This is a genomic window from Microseira wollei NIES-4236 (genome assembly GCF_020521235.1).
GTDB lineage: Bacteria > Cyanobacteriota > Cyanobacteriia > Cyanobacteriales > Aerosakkonemataceae > Microseira > Microseira wollei.
Genome location: NZ_BLAY01000128.1, coordinates 13146 through 29630, shown reverse-complemented (window position 1 = coordinate 29630; position 16485 = coordinate 13146). Strand labels below are relative to the sequence as shown.

At 47.5% G+C, this 16485-nt stretch carries 14 protein-coding genes and 3 pseudogenes; 10 read left to right on the top strand and 7 right to left on the bottom strand.

Features of this window, described 5'->3' with window-relative positions:
• The first annotated feature begins 364 nt into the window (after nt 1–364).
• Nucleotides 365–1003, top strand: coding sequence for a DNA-3-methyladenine glycosylase family protein (locus MiSe_RS32985; protein WP_226588083.1), 639 nt, complete (start codon nt 365–367; stop codon nt 1001–1003).
• Between the two features lie 273 nt (nt 1004–1276).
• Nucleotides 1277–1702 (top strand): O-methyltransferase, encoded by a 426-nt coding sequence (locus MiSe_RS32980; protein ID WP_226588080.1) that lies wholly within the window; start codon nt 1277–1279, stop codon nt 1700–1702.
• Between the two features lie 578 nt (nt 1703–2280).
• Here MiSe_RS32980 and hppD read toward each other — a convergent pair.
• Nucleotides 2281–3411: a 4-hydroxyphenylpyruvate dioxygenase gene (hppD, locus tag MiSe_RS32975; protein ID WP_226588079.1), complete on the bottom strand. Its 1131-nt coding sequence runs from the start codon at nt 3409–3411 to the stop codon at nt 2281–2283.
• 311 nt (nt 3412–3722) lie between these two features.
• Here hppD and MiSe_RS32970 point away from each other — a divergent pair, with 311 nt between their 5' ends.
• A complete protein-coding gene (locus tag MiSe_RS32970) occupies nt 3723–4100 on the top strand; it encodes a tellurite resistance TerB family protein (RefSeq protein ID WP_226588077.1) in 378 nt (125 codons plus the stop codon).
• Between the two features lie 405 nt (nt 4101–4505).
• Here the strand turns inward: MiSe_RS32970 and MiSe_RS32965 are convergent, their stop codons facing one another.
• Nucleotides 4506–5147, bottom strand: coding sequence for an SGNH/GDSL hydrolase family protein (locus MiSe_RS32965; protein ID WP_226588075.1), 642 nt, complete (start codon nt 5145–5147; stop codon nt 4506–4508).
• 91 nt (nt 5148–5238) lie between these two features.
• Here MiSe_RS32965 and MiSe_RS32960 point away from each other — a divergent pair.
• Nucleotides 5239–5595: pseudogene (locus MiSe_RS32960) on the top strand (type II toxin-antitoxin system RelE/ParE family toxin).
• Nucleotides 5588–5884: a helix-turn-helix domain-containing protein gene (locus tag MiSe_RS32955; protein WP_226588073.1), complete on the top strand. Its 297-nt coding sequence runs from the start codon at nt 5588–5590 to the stop codon at nt 5882–5884. The pseudogene MiSe_RS32960 and the gene MiSe_RS32955 overlap by 8 nt, the downstream one beginning before the upstream one ends.
• A gap of 25 nt (nt 5885–5909) precedes the next feature.
• Here MiSe_RS32955 and MiSe_RS32950 read toward each other — a convergent pair whose 3' ends face one another.
• The gene (locus MiSe_RS32950) at nt 5910–6242 is read right to left on the bottom strand and encodes a XisI protein (protein ID WP_226588071.1); all 333 of its coding nucleotides are present in this window, start codon (nt 6240–6242) and stop codon (nt 5910–5912) included.
• 110 nt (nt 6243–6352) lie between these two features.
• Here MiSe_RS32950 and crtD point away from each other — a divergent pair, with 110 nt between their 5' ends.
• Complete coding sequence (gene crtD / locus MiSe_RS32945; RefSeq protein WP_226588069.1) at nt 6353–7918, top strand: C-3',4' desaturase CrtD; 1566 nt, start codon at nt 6353–6355, stop codon at nt 7916–7918.
• A 57-nt stretch (nt 7919–7975) separates the two neighbouring features.
• Here crtD and MiSe_RS32940 read toward each other — a convergent pair whose 3' ends face one another.
• Together MiSe_RS32940 and hslO are read right to left on the bottom strand one after the other, a co-directional pair.
• The gene (locus tag MiSe_RS32940) at nt 7976–10075 is read right to left on the bottom strand and encodes a chromosome segregation ATPase (RefSeq protein ID WP_226588067.1); all 2100 of its coding nucleotides are present in this window, start codon (nt 10073–10075) and stop codon (nt 7976–7978) included.
• Nucleotides 10076–10190: 115 nt separating this feature from the next.
• Entirely contained in the window at nt 10191–11087 is an 897-nt protein-coding gene (gene hslO / locus MiSe_RS32935) for an Hsp33 family molecular chaperone HslO (protein WP_226588065.1), read from the bottom strand.
• A 265-nt stretch (nt 11088–11352) separates the two neighbouring features.
• Between hslO and MiSe_RS32930 the strand changes: the two genes are divergently transcribed.
• The 3 genes and pseudogenes from MiSe_RS32930 to MiSe_RS32920 form a co-directional block, all read left to right on the top strand.
• Nucleotides 11353–11748, top strand: a complete 396-nt coding sequence (locus MiSe_RS32930; protein WP_226588063.1) for a hypothetical protein — start codon at nt 11353–11355, stop codon at nt 11746–11748.
• Nucleotides 11749–12086: 338 nt separating this feature from the next.
• Nucleotides 12087–13212: pseudogene (locus MiSe_RS32925) on the top strand (IS701 family transposase); the annotation flags it as partial.
• A gap of 156 nt (nt 13213–13368) precedes the next feature.
• Nucleotides 13369–13563 (top strand): annotated as a pseudogene (locus MiSe_RS32920) (IS701 family transposase); the annotation flags it as partial.
• Nucleotides 13564–13929: 366 nt separating this feature from the next.
• Here MiSe_RS32920 and MiSe_RS32915 read toward each other — a convergent pair.
• Nucleotides 13930–14355, bottom strand: a complete 426-nt coding sequence (locus tag MiSe_RS32915) for a universal stress protein (protein WP_226588061.1) — start codon at nt 14353–14355, stop codon at nt 13930–13932.
• Nucleotides 14356–14505: 150 nt separating this feature from the next.
• The gene (gene hisD, locus MiSe_RS32910) at nt 14506–15852 is read right to left on the bottom strand and encodes a histidinol dehydrogenase (protein WP_226588059.1); all 1347 of its coding nucleotides are present in this window, start codon (nt 15850–15852) and stop codon (nt 14506–14508) included.
• Nucleotides 15853–16097: 245 nt separating this feature from the next.
• On the opposite strand from hisD, the gene rpsT reads away from it, so the two are divergent.
• Nucleotides 16098–16409: a 30S ribosomal protein S20 gene (gene rpsT / locus MiSe_RS32905; protein ID WP_226588057.1), complete on the top strand. Its 312-nt coding sequence runs from the start codon at nt 16098–16100 to the stop codon at nt 16407–16409.
• The last annotated feature ends 76 nt before the right edge of the window (nt 16410–16485 follow it).

Here is a 16485-nt window from a genome sequence, read left to right as displayed (position 1 = left end):
AAAGTCTGCCTACGCAGACTTTAAAATCGGCGGAATTTATAACACATTTAAGCCGGAAAATAAAGCTCAATAAAGCCTGCGTAGGCAGGCTTAGTTTGTGTAGCCCCACCCTTGAGGGTGGGGCATCCACGATCGCAGAGTGGGGAGAAAATTAGCGGCTACACAAACAAAGTCTGCCTACGCAGACTTTAAAATCGGCGGAATTTATAACACATTTAAGCCGGAAAATAAAGCTCAATAAAGCCTGCGTAGGCAGGCTTAGTTTGTGTAGCCCCACCCTTGAGGGTGGGGCATCGACGATCGCAGAGTGGGTAGAGAATCAGCATCAGCATTAAAATCAAAAATATAGCTATAAAATCAGATTATGTTGACAGAATTTACATCCCTCACGCCAGAAACAATTGCTCACGGCGTGGGCGAACTTGCCAGCCGCGATCGCGATTTAGCCCGCATTGTCGAACAGTTCGGATATCCGCCGAATTGGCAATGCGAACCGGGATTTATAGGTTTAATAGAAACGATTGTGGGACAACAAGTGTCAGTTGCTTCTGCGAAAGCAATCTTTAAGCGATTATCAAATATAGTCGTACCCCTGACACCAGAAAATTTACTAACTTATGATGACCTACAACTACAAGCGGCAGGATTGAGTAGGCAAAAAATATCATACTGTCGGGGACTAGCGCAGGCGATAACCAACGGAAAAATTGATTTGGATAAATTAGCACTAGAAGACGCAGCAACCATTAGAACAGAACTAAAACAAATCAAAGGGATTGGTGACTGGACGGTAGATAATTACTTGCTGATGTCGCTGCAACGTCCGGATGTTTTTCCTAAAGGTGATTTAGGATTAATTGTTGCTTATCAAAAGCTCAAAAGTTTAGCAACGCGCCCCACACCTAAAGAACTCGAAAAGATTGCCGAAAAATGGCGTCCTTGGCGCGCGATCGCAGCCCGTCTACTTTGGCACTATTATTTGAGTATCCCAACAAAAATCTGAAGGGGTGAGGTCAACAGCTTACTGAGTGATATCGCTTCCGGTTGCATCGGAATTACGACCTGTAGGGGCTTTTTCCCAATTAGCAATTAGCAATTAGCAATTACCAAGAAAGGCCGATCATTCCAATGCAACCGGATTTGATATGAGGTGTTGTGTCAGGTCTAGTTAAGAGTCAAAGTTGTCACCCCGTCAGGCTATGAATGGGGTTTTCTATTGCGATCGCCACAGGCAAGCACATTAAGATAGAGTTAAACCAACGATCTTTGATTGCTTATGAAAGAATTACGAATAATTAATATGCTGTCTGAATTTGATGCTTGCTTAGAGGCAGAACAGAACCAACTCAAAGTACTCAGTCCCCAAGAGCGAGGAAAGTATCTAGATGAAATGATGCTTGCAGTCGGCAGGAAAACTGGAGAGTTCTTGAATATGCTTCTCAAAACCCAAGGTGGCAAACGCATTCTCGAAATTGGCACTAGCGTTGGCTATTCAACAATTTGGTTAGCTGAAGCAGCACGGGTAAATTGTGGTTGCGTCACCACTCTCGAATCTGTTGCCGCCAAACAGGCACAAGCGGTGGAAAATATCCGTAGGACTGGTTTAGAGGATTTTGTAGACTTCCAACTTGGTGATGCCGTAAAGTTACTGGAGAATTTACCAGGACCATGGGATTTTGTCTTGCTCGATCTCTGGAAATAGCTTTACATTCCCTGCTTTGACCTCTTTTATAAAAAGCTTGCTCCAGGTGCGATTGTCGTTGCAGATAACATCACTTTTCCTCCTGATTTTCGCCCCATAATGAAGGCTTACCAAGAATATGTGCGCGCTAAACCAGACTTAGATTCAATTGAAATCGATATTGGTCAAGGTCTTGAGCTAACGCGAAAAGATATCTCTTGACGCCTGCTTCCCAGCGTCAGACTCGCGGAAGATTCTTTTCGTCTGCTGGTTCAACTTAAGATATTGCTAGTAACGCAAGTTGCTAGTTATAAATATGGGGCGCTGCTAATTGATAATTGCTAATTGCTAATGGCTAATTGCTAATTGCTAATGGCTAATTGCTAATTGCTAATTGCTAATTGCTAATTGCTAATTGCTAATTGCTAATTGCTAATTGCTAATTGCTAATTGCTAATTGCTAATCTAGCATTTTTTCTGATTGAGCCATTAGCCATTAGCCATTAGCCGCAAGGAGAGAGATAACTAGCAATTTGAGTTAGTATCCTATCGTCAATAAGATTGCAGGGGCGACGGATAAATTGAGAACGGCTTGTACTTCATTGCAGATTACCACGCCGCTCCTGCTCCTGCTCAATTGCCTCGAAGATTGCACGGAAGTTGTTTGCTCCGAACCCGTCGAACGTCCGTCTTTGGAGGAACTCGAAGAACGCCGTCGGACGATCGCTCATGGGCTTGGTGAACATCTGGAGCAGATAGCCATTTTCGTCAAAGTCAACCATGATATTGTACTCGGCAAGCACTTCAACATCCTCTTGGAGTTTGATATCAGCCATACCGAGCAACTTGTGCAGGCGCTGGTAGTAACCCGACGGCACTTTGAGGGTCTCAGCCCCGCGCTCACGCAGAGCCTGCGACGAGGCTAGGATGTCGTCTGTGAGTACAGCGAAGTGCTGCGCTCCCGACCCTCCGTGGTATTCGAGGAACTCTTCGACCTGACCCTTGCGAAGGCCGGAAGCAGGCTCAATCAGCGGCATCTTGATCCGTTCGCTCGGATCGGCGATCACGACCGACCTCAGCCCCGAAAACTGCGTATGAACAATCGAGTCGTCGATGTAGAAGAACCTACGGAAACCAAGCACGCGCTCATACCACTCAACGAGAAGTTGCAAGTCTCCTTCGGGGATGTTCAGTCCAATATGGTCCAGGGAAAGCCCGCCGACGCTCGCCAGTCTGCCAGCGAGCGGATCGGGATCGTTGATTGCCACAAAGCCCGGTAGGAAAGTCGTACCGTCACCACTTCTCTCAATCAACGTGTGGGTGGTATCGCCCACGGTCTTGATAGTAGCGAGGACGATGCGCCCATGGGCGTCCACATACTCCTGCGGCGGATGAACCGACACTGCCCCCGCTGCCATTGCCCGTTCATACACCAATTCGCATTCGGTGACACGGAAAGCGATGTCCCTGACGGCGTCGCCGTGGCGAGCGAGATGCGCGTTGAATGTCTCGTTGCCAGGTGGCAGCGCCGAGGAAACAATCAGCGTTACCTCTCCTTGCCGCAGCGCGTAAGAAGTCCACGTACGACTCCCCGTTTCAAGACCTCGGTAGGCGAATAGCGAGAAGCCAAGCCGAGTTTTGTAGAAGCTCGCGGCTTGTTTCGCATTACCAACCCAAAGTTCGACGTAGTCGAAGCCGAGATGATATGAATCCTGTGCAGATACATTCATAAACTACCTTTGGTGCTACTTAACTCAAGTTGCTAGTTATCTCTCTGGGAGCGGCTAATGGCGTTCCCAGGCAGGAGCCTGGGAACGAGGCTAATGGCTAATCTCAGTAAAAATCCTATATTAGCAATTAGCAATTAGCCATTAGCAACGCCCTTGTTTATAACTAGCAACTTGCGTTACTTATTGTTACATTTATTAATTAATATTTAACAACCTGTAACAATTTTAGTTTACTATATTGGCGCCATGTATGCAAAGCTTGTATTACTGGTAATAATTCATCTCAAAAAATCAAAGCGAGGAGAAAATCAATGGCATCTGACGTAATCCGTAAAACTATAGGTGATTGGGTTTACAGATATATGCTAAATTTCAAGCATCAGCCATCTGATGATGTCATAGAAAATTTTGCCAAGGCACTGCTCATAGCAGCTAAAGGAGATAGAGTCCTGTCACAACCTGAAAGAGACTGGGTGGTTGGCTTAACCGCAGCAAAGGGAGCTTCAGAACAGTTAATCGAAGAGTTAAAAAACTACTCCGCAGATGAGGATGTAGAGCAGGTGATCTCAAGGCATCCTTTCAGTAACCAAGGAAGAAGAGCCTTAATTTACACTGCAATTCAAGCTTGTGCTGCTGATAGTGAATACAACGAAGCTGAAAAAGCATCTGTACGCAAAATCGCAGCCTAGTTAGAAATTTCTGAGGATGTGGTTAAGCAATTAGAGGACCTTTATGAAGAGGAGAAAGCTCAGTTAGCCAGGAGGGTTAAGTTACTTTATCCCGATGGGCATCCTTTGCTTGTGGATGATAACGGCAAGTAAAAGAATTAAGCAAATACAAACTATATTGCAAGCTGGCTTGAATTCTGATGAGCATCAAACATTTGTACAGCAATTAACAGAAAGGTTGGCATAGCCAGTCAGCAAGAAACCCGGTTTTTTGGAAAAACCGGGTTTCTTGTGTGCCAACTACAGCGGCTTGCTGCCGCGTAAGGTACAGCGAAATCGCTTGGTTTGTGTAGCGGCACCCTTAAGGGTGCCGCTACACAAACCAAGGTGTACCTCATGCGTGTGCAATCCGCTATAAAGCAGGGATTAATTAGCAGCGACTATTGCCTTCTCCCAAGCGAGTGCAATTTTGCGAAATCCTTCTTGATTGGGATGTACGCCATCGGGGAGATCGTTGAGATTTAGCAAGTAATATACATCAACGAAACGAATCGCTTCCCCAGCTTGCTGTCTCCGCTGAACTAACTCCTCAATCTTCCGATTGTAGAGACTCGCCCGTAGATTTAAAGTCGCTTCTCCAATCGGGGGAATAGATGCGATAAAAAGCTGTACGTTGGGTGCAAATTTAAAAATCTCTCCCACCAGTCGAGCTAGATAATCGCTCGCTGTTTCGATTTTATATCCCTGGCAAATATCGTTGGTACCGATTAATAATAAAATCGTGTCTGGCTGAAATTTTGGCAACCAACTGGCAATTTCCTGGCGAATTTCGTCGATGCGCCACCCGGAGTGTCCCTCATGGTTGCGACTGGGTAAAGAGTCTGGTCCGTTGTTAGCAGATCCGACAAACTCAATGTTGTATCCCTGTTTTGTCAAGGAATTCCACAATTCGATTCGATATCCACCAGGGACAAAGTAACCGTCTGTAATCGAGTCACCCAAGGGCATAATTTTTAGCGATCGCTCCTGCCTATCTGAGCTTTCAGGAGTCTGATAATTTCCAGTCATTTGAACGCTTCCATTGTCACAATTGCTTCAATATAGCAAGTATGTTTAGCTTGCACCAAATCAAGTATAATTAAACTAAAGTCATCAAGTTATCGCAGATAAACCAATTTATTGGGTTGGCTCTTCCAAAGAGGCAATCTATAATTTTCCAGAAGCAGCGCGGCGGCGAGCTGGGTATGAATTACGTGCAGTACAGCGAGGTGAGCATCCATCAGACTTCAAGCCAATGCCGATAGTTGGTCAAGGTGTTGAGGAAATTCGCATCCGCACAGAAGATGCCTATCGGATTTTTTATGTAGCTAGATTTGACGAAGCTGTCTAGGTATTGCACTCCTTTCAAAAGAAAACACAAAAAACTTCTAAAAAAGACATTAATCTTGGACAGCAACGCTATAAACAGATGTTGGAATATAGACTCGAAGCGCAGAAGAGGGAAGAAAATGAATGAAGAAATAAAAGTTACTAAAGCTGGTGACAATATATTTGAAGATCTAGGCTTTACTCCATCAGAAGCAGCATCTTTAAAAGTCCGAGCAGATTTGATGTTGGATTTGAGAAAATATATTCTGTCTCAAGGATGGACGCAGGAACAAGCCGCAGCGTTTTTCGGAGAAACGCAACCTTGCATTAGCAATTTGATGAATGGAGAGGTTGGTAGATTTAGTGCAGACAAACTGATTAATATGTTGGCAAAAGCAGGTATGGAAGTCAGGGTGGAGGTTGTTCCAGTAGCGTAGACGCAAAAAGGCGCAGTGTGGAGAGCTAAGCAACAGCAAATCCACTAAACTGCCTGACAAACGGCGAACGAAAGCCTAAAACAATATCTGATTTTGGTACTCCTCGCTCAACTAACTGCTGAGCAATACCTGCTTCTGTAAAGTCGCGCTGAATCCAGATTTTTTCATCTTTAATATCAATATGAATCGGACAGGCGTAGATCCGCTTCTCGCCATCCCATCCCAAGTATACAAGTAGGTAGCGATCGCTTTCTAGATCAAAAATCAGTTGTGTTTCAGATGGATCGTTTTTGGCTTGCTGGAATGAATGTTCCTTTAGTAACTCCTTAATTAACTGCCGATAGTCTAATTTTTCCATTGGGTAATTTCCTCCTGCGCCGGATCGAATACAATCAACTTACGCCCAACCACCCCACAGGATAATTTAATTTATGATGAAAATTATTAAGAAATGTAAAAGAAGCGGCTATGTCAAACAGCAACGGCAAATCGCGTGTAGTCGTTATTGGGGCGGGGATTGGTGGTTTAACGGCGGGGGCGCTGCTTGCCCATCGCGGCTACCAAGTTTTAATCTTAGACCAAGCCTTAGTGCCGGGTGGATGCGCTTCGACGTTTAAACGCAAGGGATTTACCTTCGATGTAGGCGCAACTCAGGTAGCAGGACTAGAACCAGGTGGAATTCATCACCGCATTTTTTCCGAACTAGAGATAGATATACCCGCCGCGACGCCTTGCGATCCCGCTTGTGCTGTCTTTCTACCAGGGGCAACAGAACCAATCAACGTCTGGCGCGACGGGGAGAAGTGGAAACAAGAACGGCAGCGACAATTTCCCGGAAGCGAGCCTTTTTGGCAGTTATTGGCGAATTTATTTAAATATAGTTGGGCGTTTCAATCTCGCGACCCGGTTTTACCGCCGCGCAATTTATGGGATTTTTGGCAGTTAATTAAAGCCGTGCGTCCCGATACAACTTTAACGCTGCCTTTTACATTTTTAACCGTGGGCGATGCATTGCGGTTGTATGGATTGGGAGATAATCAACGCCTGAGAACGTTTTTAGATTTACAGTTAAAGCTTTATTCCCAGGTAAACGCCCAAGAAACGGCGCTACTTTATGCTGCGACTGCTTTGGGTGTATCTCAAGCACCCCAGGGGTTGTATCACCTCCAGGATAGTATGCAGGTGTTGAGCGATCGCCTAGTACAATCCCTCGAACGCGATGGTGGTAAACTTCTCATGCGCCACACCGTGGAAGCTATCAACACCGAAAATGGCAAAGCTACGGGCGTCCGCATCCGCAACCAAAAAACCGGAGAAGTTTGGACAGAAACCGCCGACCATGTTGTAGCAAATGTAACTGTGCAAAATTTAATCCAGCTATTAGAAGCAGGCGGAACAATTCCATCGAAAATCGGCGTTCCCAGGCAGGAAGGGAACGAGCCAAAATCCAAAATCCTTCTGAGTGGTTACAAACACCGAGTAGAAAAGTTACCACCCGCTAGTGGTGCTTTTGTCGTTTATTTGGGAGTCGATGAGAGTGCGATTCCGTCTGGATGTCCGCCTCACCTGCAATTTCTTTATGACTACGATGGCCCGATAGGGGAAAATAACTCGCTGTTTGTTTCGGTTAGCCATCCTGGAGATGGTCGCGCAAGGGAAGGGAAAGCAACGATTACCGCGTCTTCGTTTACGGATACGCAGATTTGGTCGCAATGTGCGGATTATGACAAATTGAAGCGTGAATTTACGGAAGAAGCGCTGGCGCGTCTCTGCCAATATTTCCACCTCACCCCAGAAACCATCATTCACGTAGAAGCTGCTACCCCGCGCACGTTTGCCCGGTATACCGCGCGCGACCAAGGTATTGTAGGAGGGATTGGTCAGCGAGTTTCTACATTTGGCCCATTTGGATTTGCCAATCGCACCCCGATCAAGGACTTGTGGTTAGTAGGCGACTCCACCCACCCCGGTGAAGGCACCGCTGGCGTCTCGTACTCAGCATTAACCGTTGTTCGCCAAATCGAAAATGGGTAATGGGTAATCGGTCATGGGTAATTTGGAAACAAACCCACTACCCATTACCGATTACCCCTATTGAGCATTTACCTCACCCGATCCAGAAACCTGTTCTTGAGACGGTGCAACAGATTGGGACTCAGAGCTAGTCTGGGAGGAATTTAGCGTATTTTGCCAGTTTTGCAGTTGCGCTCTGGCGTCAGAATAAGCACTCGTACCAGAGGGGATTTGTGCCGCAATATTCATCGCACCCTGTAAATCGTAAGCCGCTCGGTCTTGAGCCATGCTCAGCAATTGATAGCTCCATTGATTGATCGCTTCGCGCACTTCGGCTCGTAAAGCGCTAGATCTGGGGACTTGTTGTGCCTGTCGAATTGCTGCTAATAAAGATTCTGGCGTTGACTGAGTCGCTAATCGATTCGCCTCCTGCCAACTTTGTTGGGCGCGAATTTGTCCAGTCCACTCAGAAATAGAAGCTTGGGCGTCGATAGAAAGCGCCCTTCCGGGTTGAATTTGTTGAGCCATGGCAATTGCTTCGGAAAGATTGCCCGCCCGCGCCAGTTCCCGCGCTTGATCGAGATAGGGTTGGTCTTGAAGGCGCTGTATCTGACCGATCCACTGCCCCATCTTGTTCTGAGCTTCTTGATAGAGCGATCGCCCTTTAGCAATCTTACTGACTTCGTACACCGCCGCTTGCAGGGAAGTTTCATCCCCGATCGCCGCTAATTGTTCGGCTCGCTCCAAGAAAGGACGATCTTCCATCGTCTGGATTTGATTTTGCCAGCGACCAATTTCTGTTTTGGCTTCAACAGCGCGAGGATTGTTCGCCGGGACGAGTTGCGCTTGCGCGATCGCCGCCGTTAAATCGTTCACCGTTCCCAATCCAGCCAGTTGGCGAGCTTTCTCTAACCGCGCGATGTCTTCAAGTTCTCGCTGCCAAAACTTGACTAAGTCCTGGGCTTTCTGGTATAGTGGTCTATCCGAGCTAATTTTTTGAGCTTGAGCGATCGCTGCTTCCACACTGGCGGAATTGCCTTCTTTAGCGATCGACCTGGCTTGAGTCAAGTTAACAAAATCTTCTACTTCAGCATGCATCTTAGCTTCAGCAGGGATTTTGCGGGCTAGCTCGATCGCTTTTTCCAGTTGCTGCTGTTCTACCCTCGCTTCAGCCAGTTCGAGCATTTTCCGCCCGATTTCGGGGATAAATTTTTGTCCCGCTTGGTAAATGTAGCTCTTGGAATCGATGGACTGTAGGATTTTGTGAGCTTGCTCTAGATTCGATTCCCCGCCACGGCGCGTCAGACTTCTGGCTTGGGCTAATTTCTCGGTATCTTCCCGCGAGGCTTGAATAATCTGGGAAAGTTCATCAAACTTAGTACTTTGCCAGTAGGCATTGCCGACAGTTTGCAAGCGTGCAGCTACCTGAAACGCTTGCACCCAATTAGAATTACGCAGTTGCTCTTCAGAAGCGCGATAAATCTTTTCTGCCTTCGACCAAACAGATTGCCAGCGTTCCATTCGCTGTTTCACTATGGTGTAAGCCGGAACATCGCTGGGAATTTTTTTAGCCGTAGCCATTGCCTCGTCCATCTTGCCAGCGTGGAACGATCTATCAGCTAACTTGAGAATATCTTCCGACCACTCTTCGGTTTGGCGGTTAATTTCCTCCCGCAGGGGGTGGTCATCGGGTAGACTTCGCACCAGAGCGATCGCTTCGAGCAAATCCTTCACCGTCTGCTTATTAGCTGCCAGCTCAGCGCAGTACAGACGCACCGACGCACTAGCCGTAGGCCAAAACATAGAAGGACAATTCGGCATTGCTGGCAGCTTCAGCAGCAGCCCCACAGCGATGAAACCCATTCCCCCCGTGGTTACCGTTGCCACCAACGCCCAAAATTGCCAGCTGGTGTACAGCCCTTTCAGCCTTGGCGGCGGATTGAGTATCCAAGCCAATAACATCCGAGATACCTTAGAGCGTTGCGACTCTTCCTTTGCTGGCGGTGTCTCACTGGCCAGTTCTGCTGCTGGCGCTTCCGACTCGCTTACCCCTGAAGCGCCGGAACGCTCAACCGCAGGGGTTCCTGGACTCAGTGGCGGACTCTTAAAGCGGCTTGGCTGTCCCAGTTGCGAAGCTTTAGCAGCAGACCATTGGTCTGGAGTTCCCCGTTCTCTCATAGCTCACACCAAAATAATCGTGCCTTGGATCTGGTTGGCTCGAACAAGCAGTCAAGAGCGATCCTACCCCTCCAAGTCGGAAAAATCTAGATCCTGTTGATTATACCTGGGGATTTCAAGATTCGGCGCGCAAATCTAAAATTAGATCTCGCAGTTGGTCGCTGCTAGCTCGATAAACTTCCCCGCAAAAGTGGCAAGTTGCCTCAGCCCCATTATCTTTGGCGATCATGTCTTCGAGTTCGGCTTCCCCTAACATTGTCAGCGCGCCCAGAACCCGATCCATCGAACAGCCGCAGTGAAAGCGTAGCATCTGTGTTTCTGGCAGTATAGCTAAACCCATGTCCCCCAGCAACAGCTCAAACATCTCTGGCAATGTTTTGCCTGCATGCAACAAAGGCGTAAATCCCCTCAAAGCCGCCACCCGCGATTCCAATTTTTCCACCAGCGCTTCGTCTCGTGCCGCCTTGGGCAAAACTTGTATGAGAATGCCTCCTGCCGCAGAAACTCCGCTCGCGTCTACGAATACGCCCACGACTAACGCCGAAGGGGTTTGCTCTGACGTTGCCAGATAATGGGCGACATCATCCCCAATTTCACCCGAAACCAGTTCTACGGTACTCGAGTAGGGGTAGCCATATCCCACATCCCGCACTACGTAGAGGTAGCCATCCGCACCCACTGCGCCACCCACATCTAATTTGCCTTTACGATTGGGTGGCAGTTCGACCTTGGGGTTATCTACATATCCTCGTACCGTACCGTCATATCCAGCATCGACTAAAATCCCGCCCATCGGGCCGTTTCCTTTAACGCGAATATTCACTCGCGCTTCGGTTCGCTTCATACTCGAAGCCAGCAACAGCCCAGATGTCATGGTACGACCCAACGCCGCCGTTGCCACGTAGGAAAGTTCGTGACGCCGTCTAGCTTCGTCGGTGAGGCGCGTTGCGATCGCACCAACCGCACGAATTCCACCATCAGCCGCTGTGGCGCGAATTAACTGATCCGCCATGCAAATCCTTACATTTCTTAAAATTCGCCTTAACTTATTGTGACATTCTGAAGGATTAATCGGGGAGTGGGAGCAACCGACCCGCCCCGGCGGGTGAGCAGGGGAGCAGGGGAGATGGGGAGATGGGGAGAATATAGATTCAAATTCCCCTCTGCCCCTCTGCCCCTCTGCCCCTCTGCCCCTCTGCCCCTCTGCCCCTCTGCCCCTCTGCCCCTCTGCACACCTGCCCCCCTGCACACCTGCCCTATGGCCTATAATTTGAAACATGCTAGGTATTTTTCAACAAAGCAAACTGCGAATTGAAGTAGAAGCAGGGGAAGCAGCGATCGCGGATAGTCTGAGCCGTCCTGCTCAACTGCAAGAGTGGCTGTTATTGGGACGCTTTGACACCGAGTTACCCCAAGAAATCCACCCAGGTCTAACATTCACCACCTGGGTTGGTCCTGTGGCGATTCAACACCAAGTAGAGGTAGCCCAGTCCAACTGCTTGCGCCTGTTATTGAGCGGCGGCATCGACGGTTTTCACGAATGGTACTGGGGAAAAGGTTGGGTGCAGTCTCGCCTAGAGGGCGTGTCGCTGCTGCCGCTTTCCTTGGGTCAAACCCTCAGTTTGTTGCGCCTGAAGGAATTTTTAGCAGCGAAAGCGAATAGCACCCGTTAACCAATTCGGCCCAATTCCCCATCCCTCTTATAGGGTGGGGATTATTGCCGGACAACTAGGAGGTACACCCCTTGTGGGTGTACCTCCTAGTTGTCCATCTCTGGGTTTGGTAATCTGTCAATCCAGTCTTCAACCGATTGAGTCATAGTCTTTTCTTGGCTGGCTGCATATAGCCTTAGTTTATTCAGTCTTCGATCGGATATACGTAAATTCAATCCTTTTTTAGTCATAGCCATCTACACAATATCTACATACCTGATATTATCCCTCTTCTGTCACTTTCCGAGTATTATGAATAAAAGAATCAAAAGATAAAACTCTACAAGTTAGGTAGATCAATGGATGTAGAATTACAAATCCTGAAGCATTTGGCAAGAGATGCTCAACCAACAGTTGGAATCATAGATGAATATTATGCTGAGTATAAAAACTTATTTAAATAATTCATAAATTCTGATGGCTTCAAATATTTACTGGGAAAATTTGACGGAATAAAAAGAAAATCATTGCCAGAAATTGCGAAAGTAGTAAGTATAAACTCTGCCGAGTCATTACATCATTTTTTAGCAAATTCAGATTGGTCAGTAGAGCAAGTAAGAAGCCGAAGATTAAATAAAATCAAGAGAGTATTAGATGGAAATGCAATTACCGTAGTAATAGATGAAACAGGAGACAGGAAAAAAGGTAAAAAGACTGATTATGTAGCCAGACAATATCTAGAAAGTGTGGTAAAAGTAGATAATGGCATAGTGTCAGTCAATGCTTATGGAGTTTATTCTAATATAACGTTTCCACTAATTGTAAAAGTATTCCAACCTAAAGGGACGCTAAAATCAGAATAAAAATCTAAAAATAAAATAGATTTAGCGTCATAAATTATTACACAAATAATTGATGAAGGCTGCAATATTGAACTTTGACTGGCTGAGAGTTTATCTGGTGAAAATAGCCAATTTATTGGCAAATTAGCTGAAGATAATTTACCTGATGTTGTAGCAATTAGAAGTAATCATGCAGTCTGGTTGCCATCTAATCAGAGGGTTAGGGCGAATAAGTGGTGTAAATTGGAAAGAACATTTAGTAATCAAAAATCAGAAAACAGATAGATTCGGGAAGTAATTTATGGTAAAAGCCATAACTTACTGGGAAATAACTACCGATACAGAAACAATGCCTGAGAATTATACAACATTTTTCATGACAAATATCAAAGGTAAGCTGAAGAATACTTTAGGCGATATCTATCGATTAAGAACATGGGTAGAATATGGTTTTCGCCAGTGTAAACAGGAATTAGGTTGGACAGATTATCGGGTTACTAATTTCAAGCATATTGAGAGATGGTGGTCAATAATTTTATGTGTTTACACAATGATTAGTTTAAATTCTCAAGCTTTTTTATCCTTAAATCAATCTCGTCAAACTGAACCTGATGTCCCAGGAAGTAATTCGTTTGATTTTTCTAATAACCCAAGTTGCTAGTTATAACTATCGTGGGTTGCACAGCAGAAGCTAATCGCCAGCTTGCTAATTGCTTATGGGAATATTTTTCGTTCTACCAGCCATTAGCTATTAGCCAGCCTGTCTTCAGCCCTAAAAAGATAACTAGCAACAAGCGTTAATCATAAACAATGGAATCATGAAATCGGCTGGAAGAATGCTCTAAATAATCTTCGCTTAATTGTCCAACCGCTCTTACTATTTTGGTCGATTTATCCCTGGATATATATTTGTCCCAATTCCGATTTATTACTTGGATTCAATCACCTCATTAGTGCAATGAATGGATTTAAACCTTTTTATTATTATGGATAATTTAGTTAATTTACTACTTGCTTAATTCGGAAAGTGACAGAAGAGGGATAACTGCCTTGGGAACCTCGGCGGCTGCCTGTGGACGCTGTGTAAGACCATCATCTACTGCTTGTCTCGAACTCAAACAGGACTGACGCAGGCGGAGCCAAAAACAAAGGTGATGCGTCAATCTCGCTGCTCCAAACCCACGATTTTTCGGATCGCCCTTTGTTTTTTTGCGTAAGTCCTGTCAAAGAGATAGGAGTGCCTAACGTGGCAACGGCGGATGAAGCGGGAAACTCCTGTGACGAATAAGACGGTCCCTGGATTGAGTTGATGTTGGAAGCCCCAACAAGAGCGCAGCAGGTTGGGGTACTTCACAAGCATTTATTTCTGCTTGACGACCAAGACGGAACAGGGGGCTTCTTCCACGACTTGACCGCTAACAGACCCCTGTAAAATCCGATTTAGACCAGTTAAACCGCGACTGCCGATGAGGATGAGGTCGGCAGCGTGAATATTAGCCAGTCGAACAATTTCTGCCGCCACGTCGCCGCTGACAATCTCTATCTGACTGGCACAAGGTAAGTTGGCTTGGTAAGCTTGCAACTGCTTTTCTAAATGAAAGTAGGGAATTTCTTCAGAACGGTTGTGGGGTCGGTCAGCCGCCCATTCTCCGCCCACCTCTGACGGGGGAATGACATGAGCGAGGATAACTTTCGTCGCCGCTGGCAATTGGATTGCGTCGAGGGTTTGAACCACTATGTCTGCTTGCTCCGAAGCATCTAGAGCCACCAGTATTGTCTTGAACACAGATAAGGTCTCCTGAGTTTTGACCGTGAGGGGAATAAGGGACTAGGCACCAGGGAAGAACATACACTAAACCCCAGATCCTAGTCCAAGCTCCGCTGCTTTTCCTAACACTTACTATCTATTACCTAATCTGCGTCATCTTGTTTTTAGTTAAGGTTCTGGGTTCGGATTACCTTTAGTCCGCAGTCGTACCGAGTCGGCGTGGGAGGGCAGTCCTTCAGCACGGGCTAGCACGTCGATGGCGCTGGCAACTTTTCCCAGTGCGGTCGGCGAGTATTGGATCAAACTGGAGTGTTTCATAAAGGTTTCTACGCCCAGGGCAGAGGCGTAGCGGGCAGCGCCAGAGGTGGGTAGAGTGTGGTTAGGACCGGCTAGATAATCGCCTACGGCTTCGGGGGTCGAGTAACCCAAGAAAATGGCTCCGGCATGGCGAATTTGGTCAAGCATTGCCCAGGGGTCGGCAACTTCCAGTTCTAGGTGTTCGGGGGCAAATTCGTTCGAGAGTTCGGCTGCCGCCTGGAGGGATTCAACGACTACAATCAGACCGTAGTTCGCGATCGCTTTCTCGGTCAAGGTACGGCGCGGATGATTTGCTAGCTGTAGTTCCACTTCAGCATGGACTTTCTTGGCTAACACCCCATCGGTGGTTACCAAAATCGCCGCCGCCATCGGGTCGTGTTCCGCTTGCGCCAGCAAATCTGTCGCCACGTATACGGGGTTAGCTGTTGCATCGGCAATTACCAGCACCTCGGATGGACCTGCCAACGAGTCAATCCCGACTGTCCCGTAAACCAGTTTTTTGGCGAGGGTGACGTAGATATTTCCAGGCCCGGTGATGACATCTACCTTAGGGATGGTTTCCGTGCCGTAGGCCAACGCCGCGATCGCTTGCGCCCCTCCCACGCGGTAAATTTCAGCAATGCCGCATTCCTGCGCCGCCACTAGCACGGCTGGGTTAATCGCGGGTACGGCGTGCTTGAGAGCATCGCCGGACACGCCTGCGGGCGCCGGTGGGGTGACCATGACGATGCGGGGTACACCTGCCACTTGGGCTGGAACCGCGTTCATCAATACCGTGCTGGGGTAGGCGGCGCGACCGCCGGGGATGTATAATCCGGCTCGGTCTACCGGCGTGTAGCGTTTCCCCAACACTACCTCGTCCTCCTGAAACTGAACCCAGGATTTGGGCAAGCGCTGGCGGTGAAACGCTTCTATCTGCGATCGCGCTAACCGAATTGCAGCCAGTAAATCCGAAGATACCTGTTGATATGCGGCATCCAATTCCGAGCCGCTTACCCGCAGTTGTTCGGGAGCCAGCGTTTGTTGGTCAAATTCTGCTGTATAATGCAACACGGCTCGGTCACCTTGGCGCTTAACCGCCTGTAACACTTCCCGAACCGTTGCTTCTTTGTGAACGATCAGTTCGTCGTGAGTGCGATCGCGGATTCGACGCAATTCCGCCTCTGCCTCAGTTCGCTGAGTGATAATTCGCAGCATGGAGTTAGCAATGCCAATAGCGGGGTATTGGGTAGTAGGTAGTGAGTCAGGGCGGGGGGTTGAGGGTAGTGGGTTTATATGTCTACCACCTACTACCGCTTGCCCACTACCTAACCCCTACTCGTTTCTATAGCTTAACCTGGATTTCTGTCGGGATCGCTATACTGGTGACATAGATGCTATATTAGTTTTTCCAGGATTTTGAAGGTTAGTTCAAGTAGATAGAGTTGCTTCGGGTTTAAGCAGTGGCAAATACTAAGTCTGCAATCAAGCGCGTAAAAATTGCCGAACGCAATCGGTTGCGTAACAAAGCCTACAAGTCAGCGGTCAAAACGCTGATGAAGAAATACTTTGTGGCAGTAGAATCATACGGGGCAAGTCCAACCCCAGAATTGCTACAAGAAGTGCAGCAGCACATGGCTGCTGCTTACAGCAAAATCGATCGGGCAGTCAAGCGAGGAGTCCTCCATCCCAATAATGGGGCGCGGAAAAAATCTCGCTTGGCGGCGGCACTCAAACGCCAAAAAGAAAAATCAGCCCCAGCTGATGCTGCGTAGGGTGTGTTAGCGATAGCGTAACGCACCATGTTTGTTCGTCGTTAGCCCTTGGATGATGGGTAGGGGCAATCTAACC

What these genes read in the sequence shown, in the direction of transcription:
- MiSe_RS32985 (WP_226588083.1), top strand. Translation starts at nt 365, where the DNA reads ATGTTGACAGAATTTACATCCCTCACGCCAGAAACAATTGCTCACGGC.
- MiSe_RS32980 (WP_226588080.1), top strand. Translation starts at nt 1,277, where the DNA reads ATGAAAGAATTACGAATAATTAATATGCTGTCTGAATTTGATGCTTGC.
- hppD (WP_226588079.1), bottom strand. Translation starts at nt 3,411, where the DNA reads ATGAATGTATCTGCACAGGATTCATATCATCTCGGCTTCGACTACGTC.
- MiSe_RS32970 (WP_226588077.1), top strand. Translation starts at nt 3,723, where the DNA reads ATGGCATCTGACGTAATCCGTAAAACTATAGGTGATTGGGTTTACAGA.
- MiSe_RS32965 (WP_226588075.1), bottom strand. Translation starts at nt 5,147, where the DNA reads ATGACTGGAAATTATCAGACTCCTGAAAGCTCAGATAGGCAGGAGCGA.
- MiSe_RS32955 (WP_226588073.1), top strand. Translation starts at nt 5,588, where the DNA reads ATGAATGAAGAAATAAAAGTTACTAAAGCTGGTGACAATATATTTGAA.
- MiSe_RS32950 (WP_226588071.1), bottom strand. Translation starts at nt 6,242, where the DNA reads ATGGAAAAATTAGACTATCGGCAGTTAATTAAGGAGTTACTAAAGGAA.
- crtD (WP_226588069.1), top strand. Translation starts at nt 6,353, where the DNA reads ATGTCAAACAGCAACGGCAAATCGCGTGTAGTCGTTATTGGGGCGGGG.
- MiSe_RS32940 (WP_226588067.1), bottom strand. Translation starts at nt 10,075, where the DNA reads ATGAGAGAACGGGGAACTCCAGACCAATGGTCTGCTGCTAAAGCTTCG.
- hslO (WP_226588065.1), bottom strand. Translation starts at nt 11,087, where the DNA reads ATGGCGGATCAGTTAATTCGCGCCACAGCGGCTGATGGTGGAATTCGT.
- MiSe_RS32930 (WP_226588063.1), top strand. Translation starts at nt 11,353, where the DNA reads ATGCTAGGTATTTTTCAACAAAGCAAACTGCGAATTGAAGTAGAAGCA.
- hisD (WP_226588059.1), bottom strand. Translation starts at nt 15,852, where the DNA reads ATGCTGCGAATTATCACTCAGCGAACTGAGGCAGAGGCGGAATTGCGT.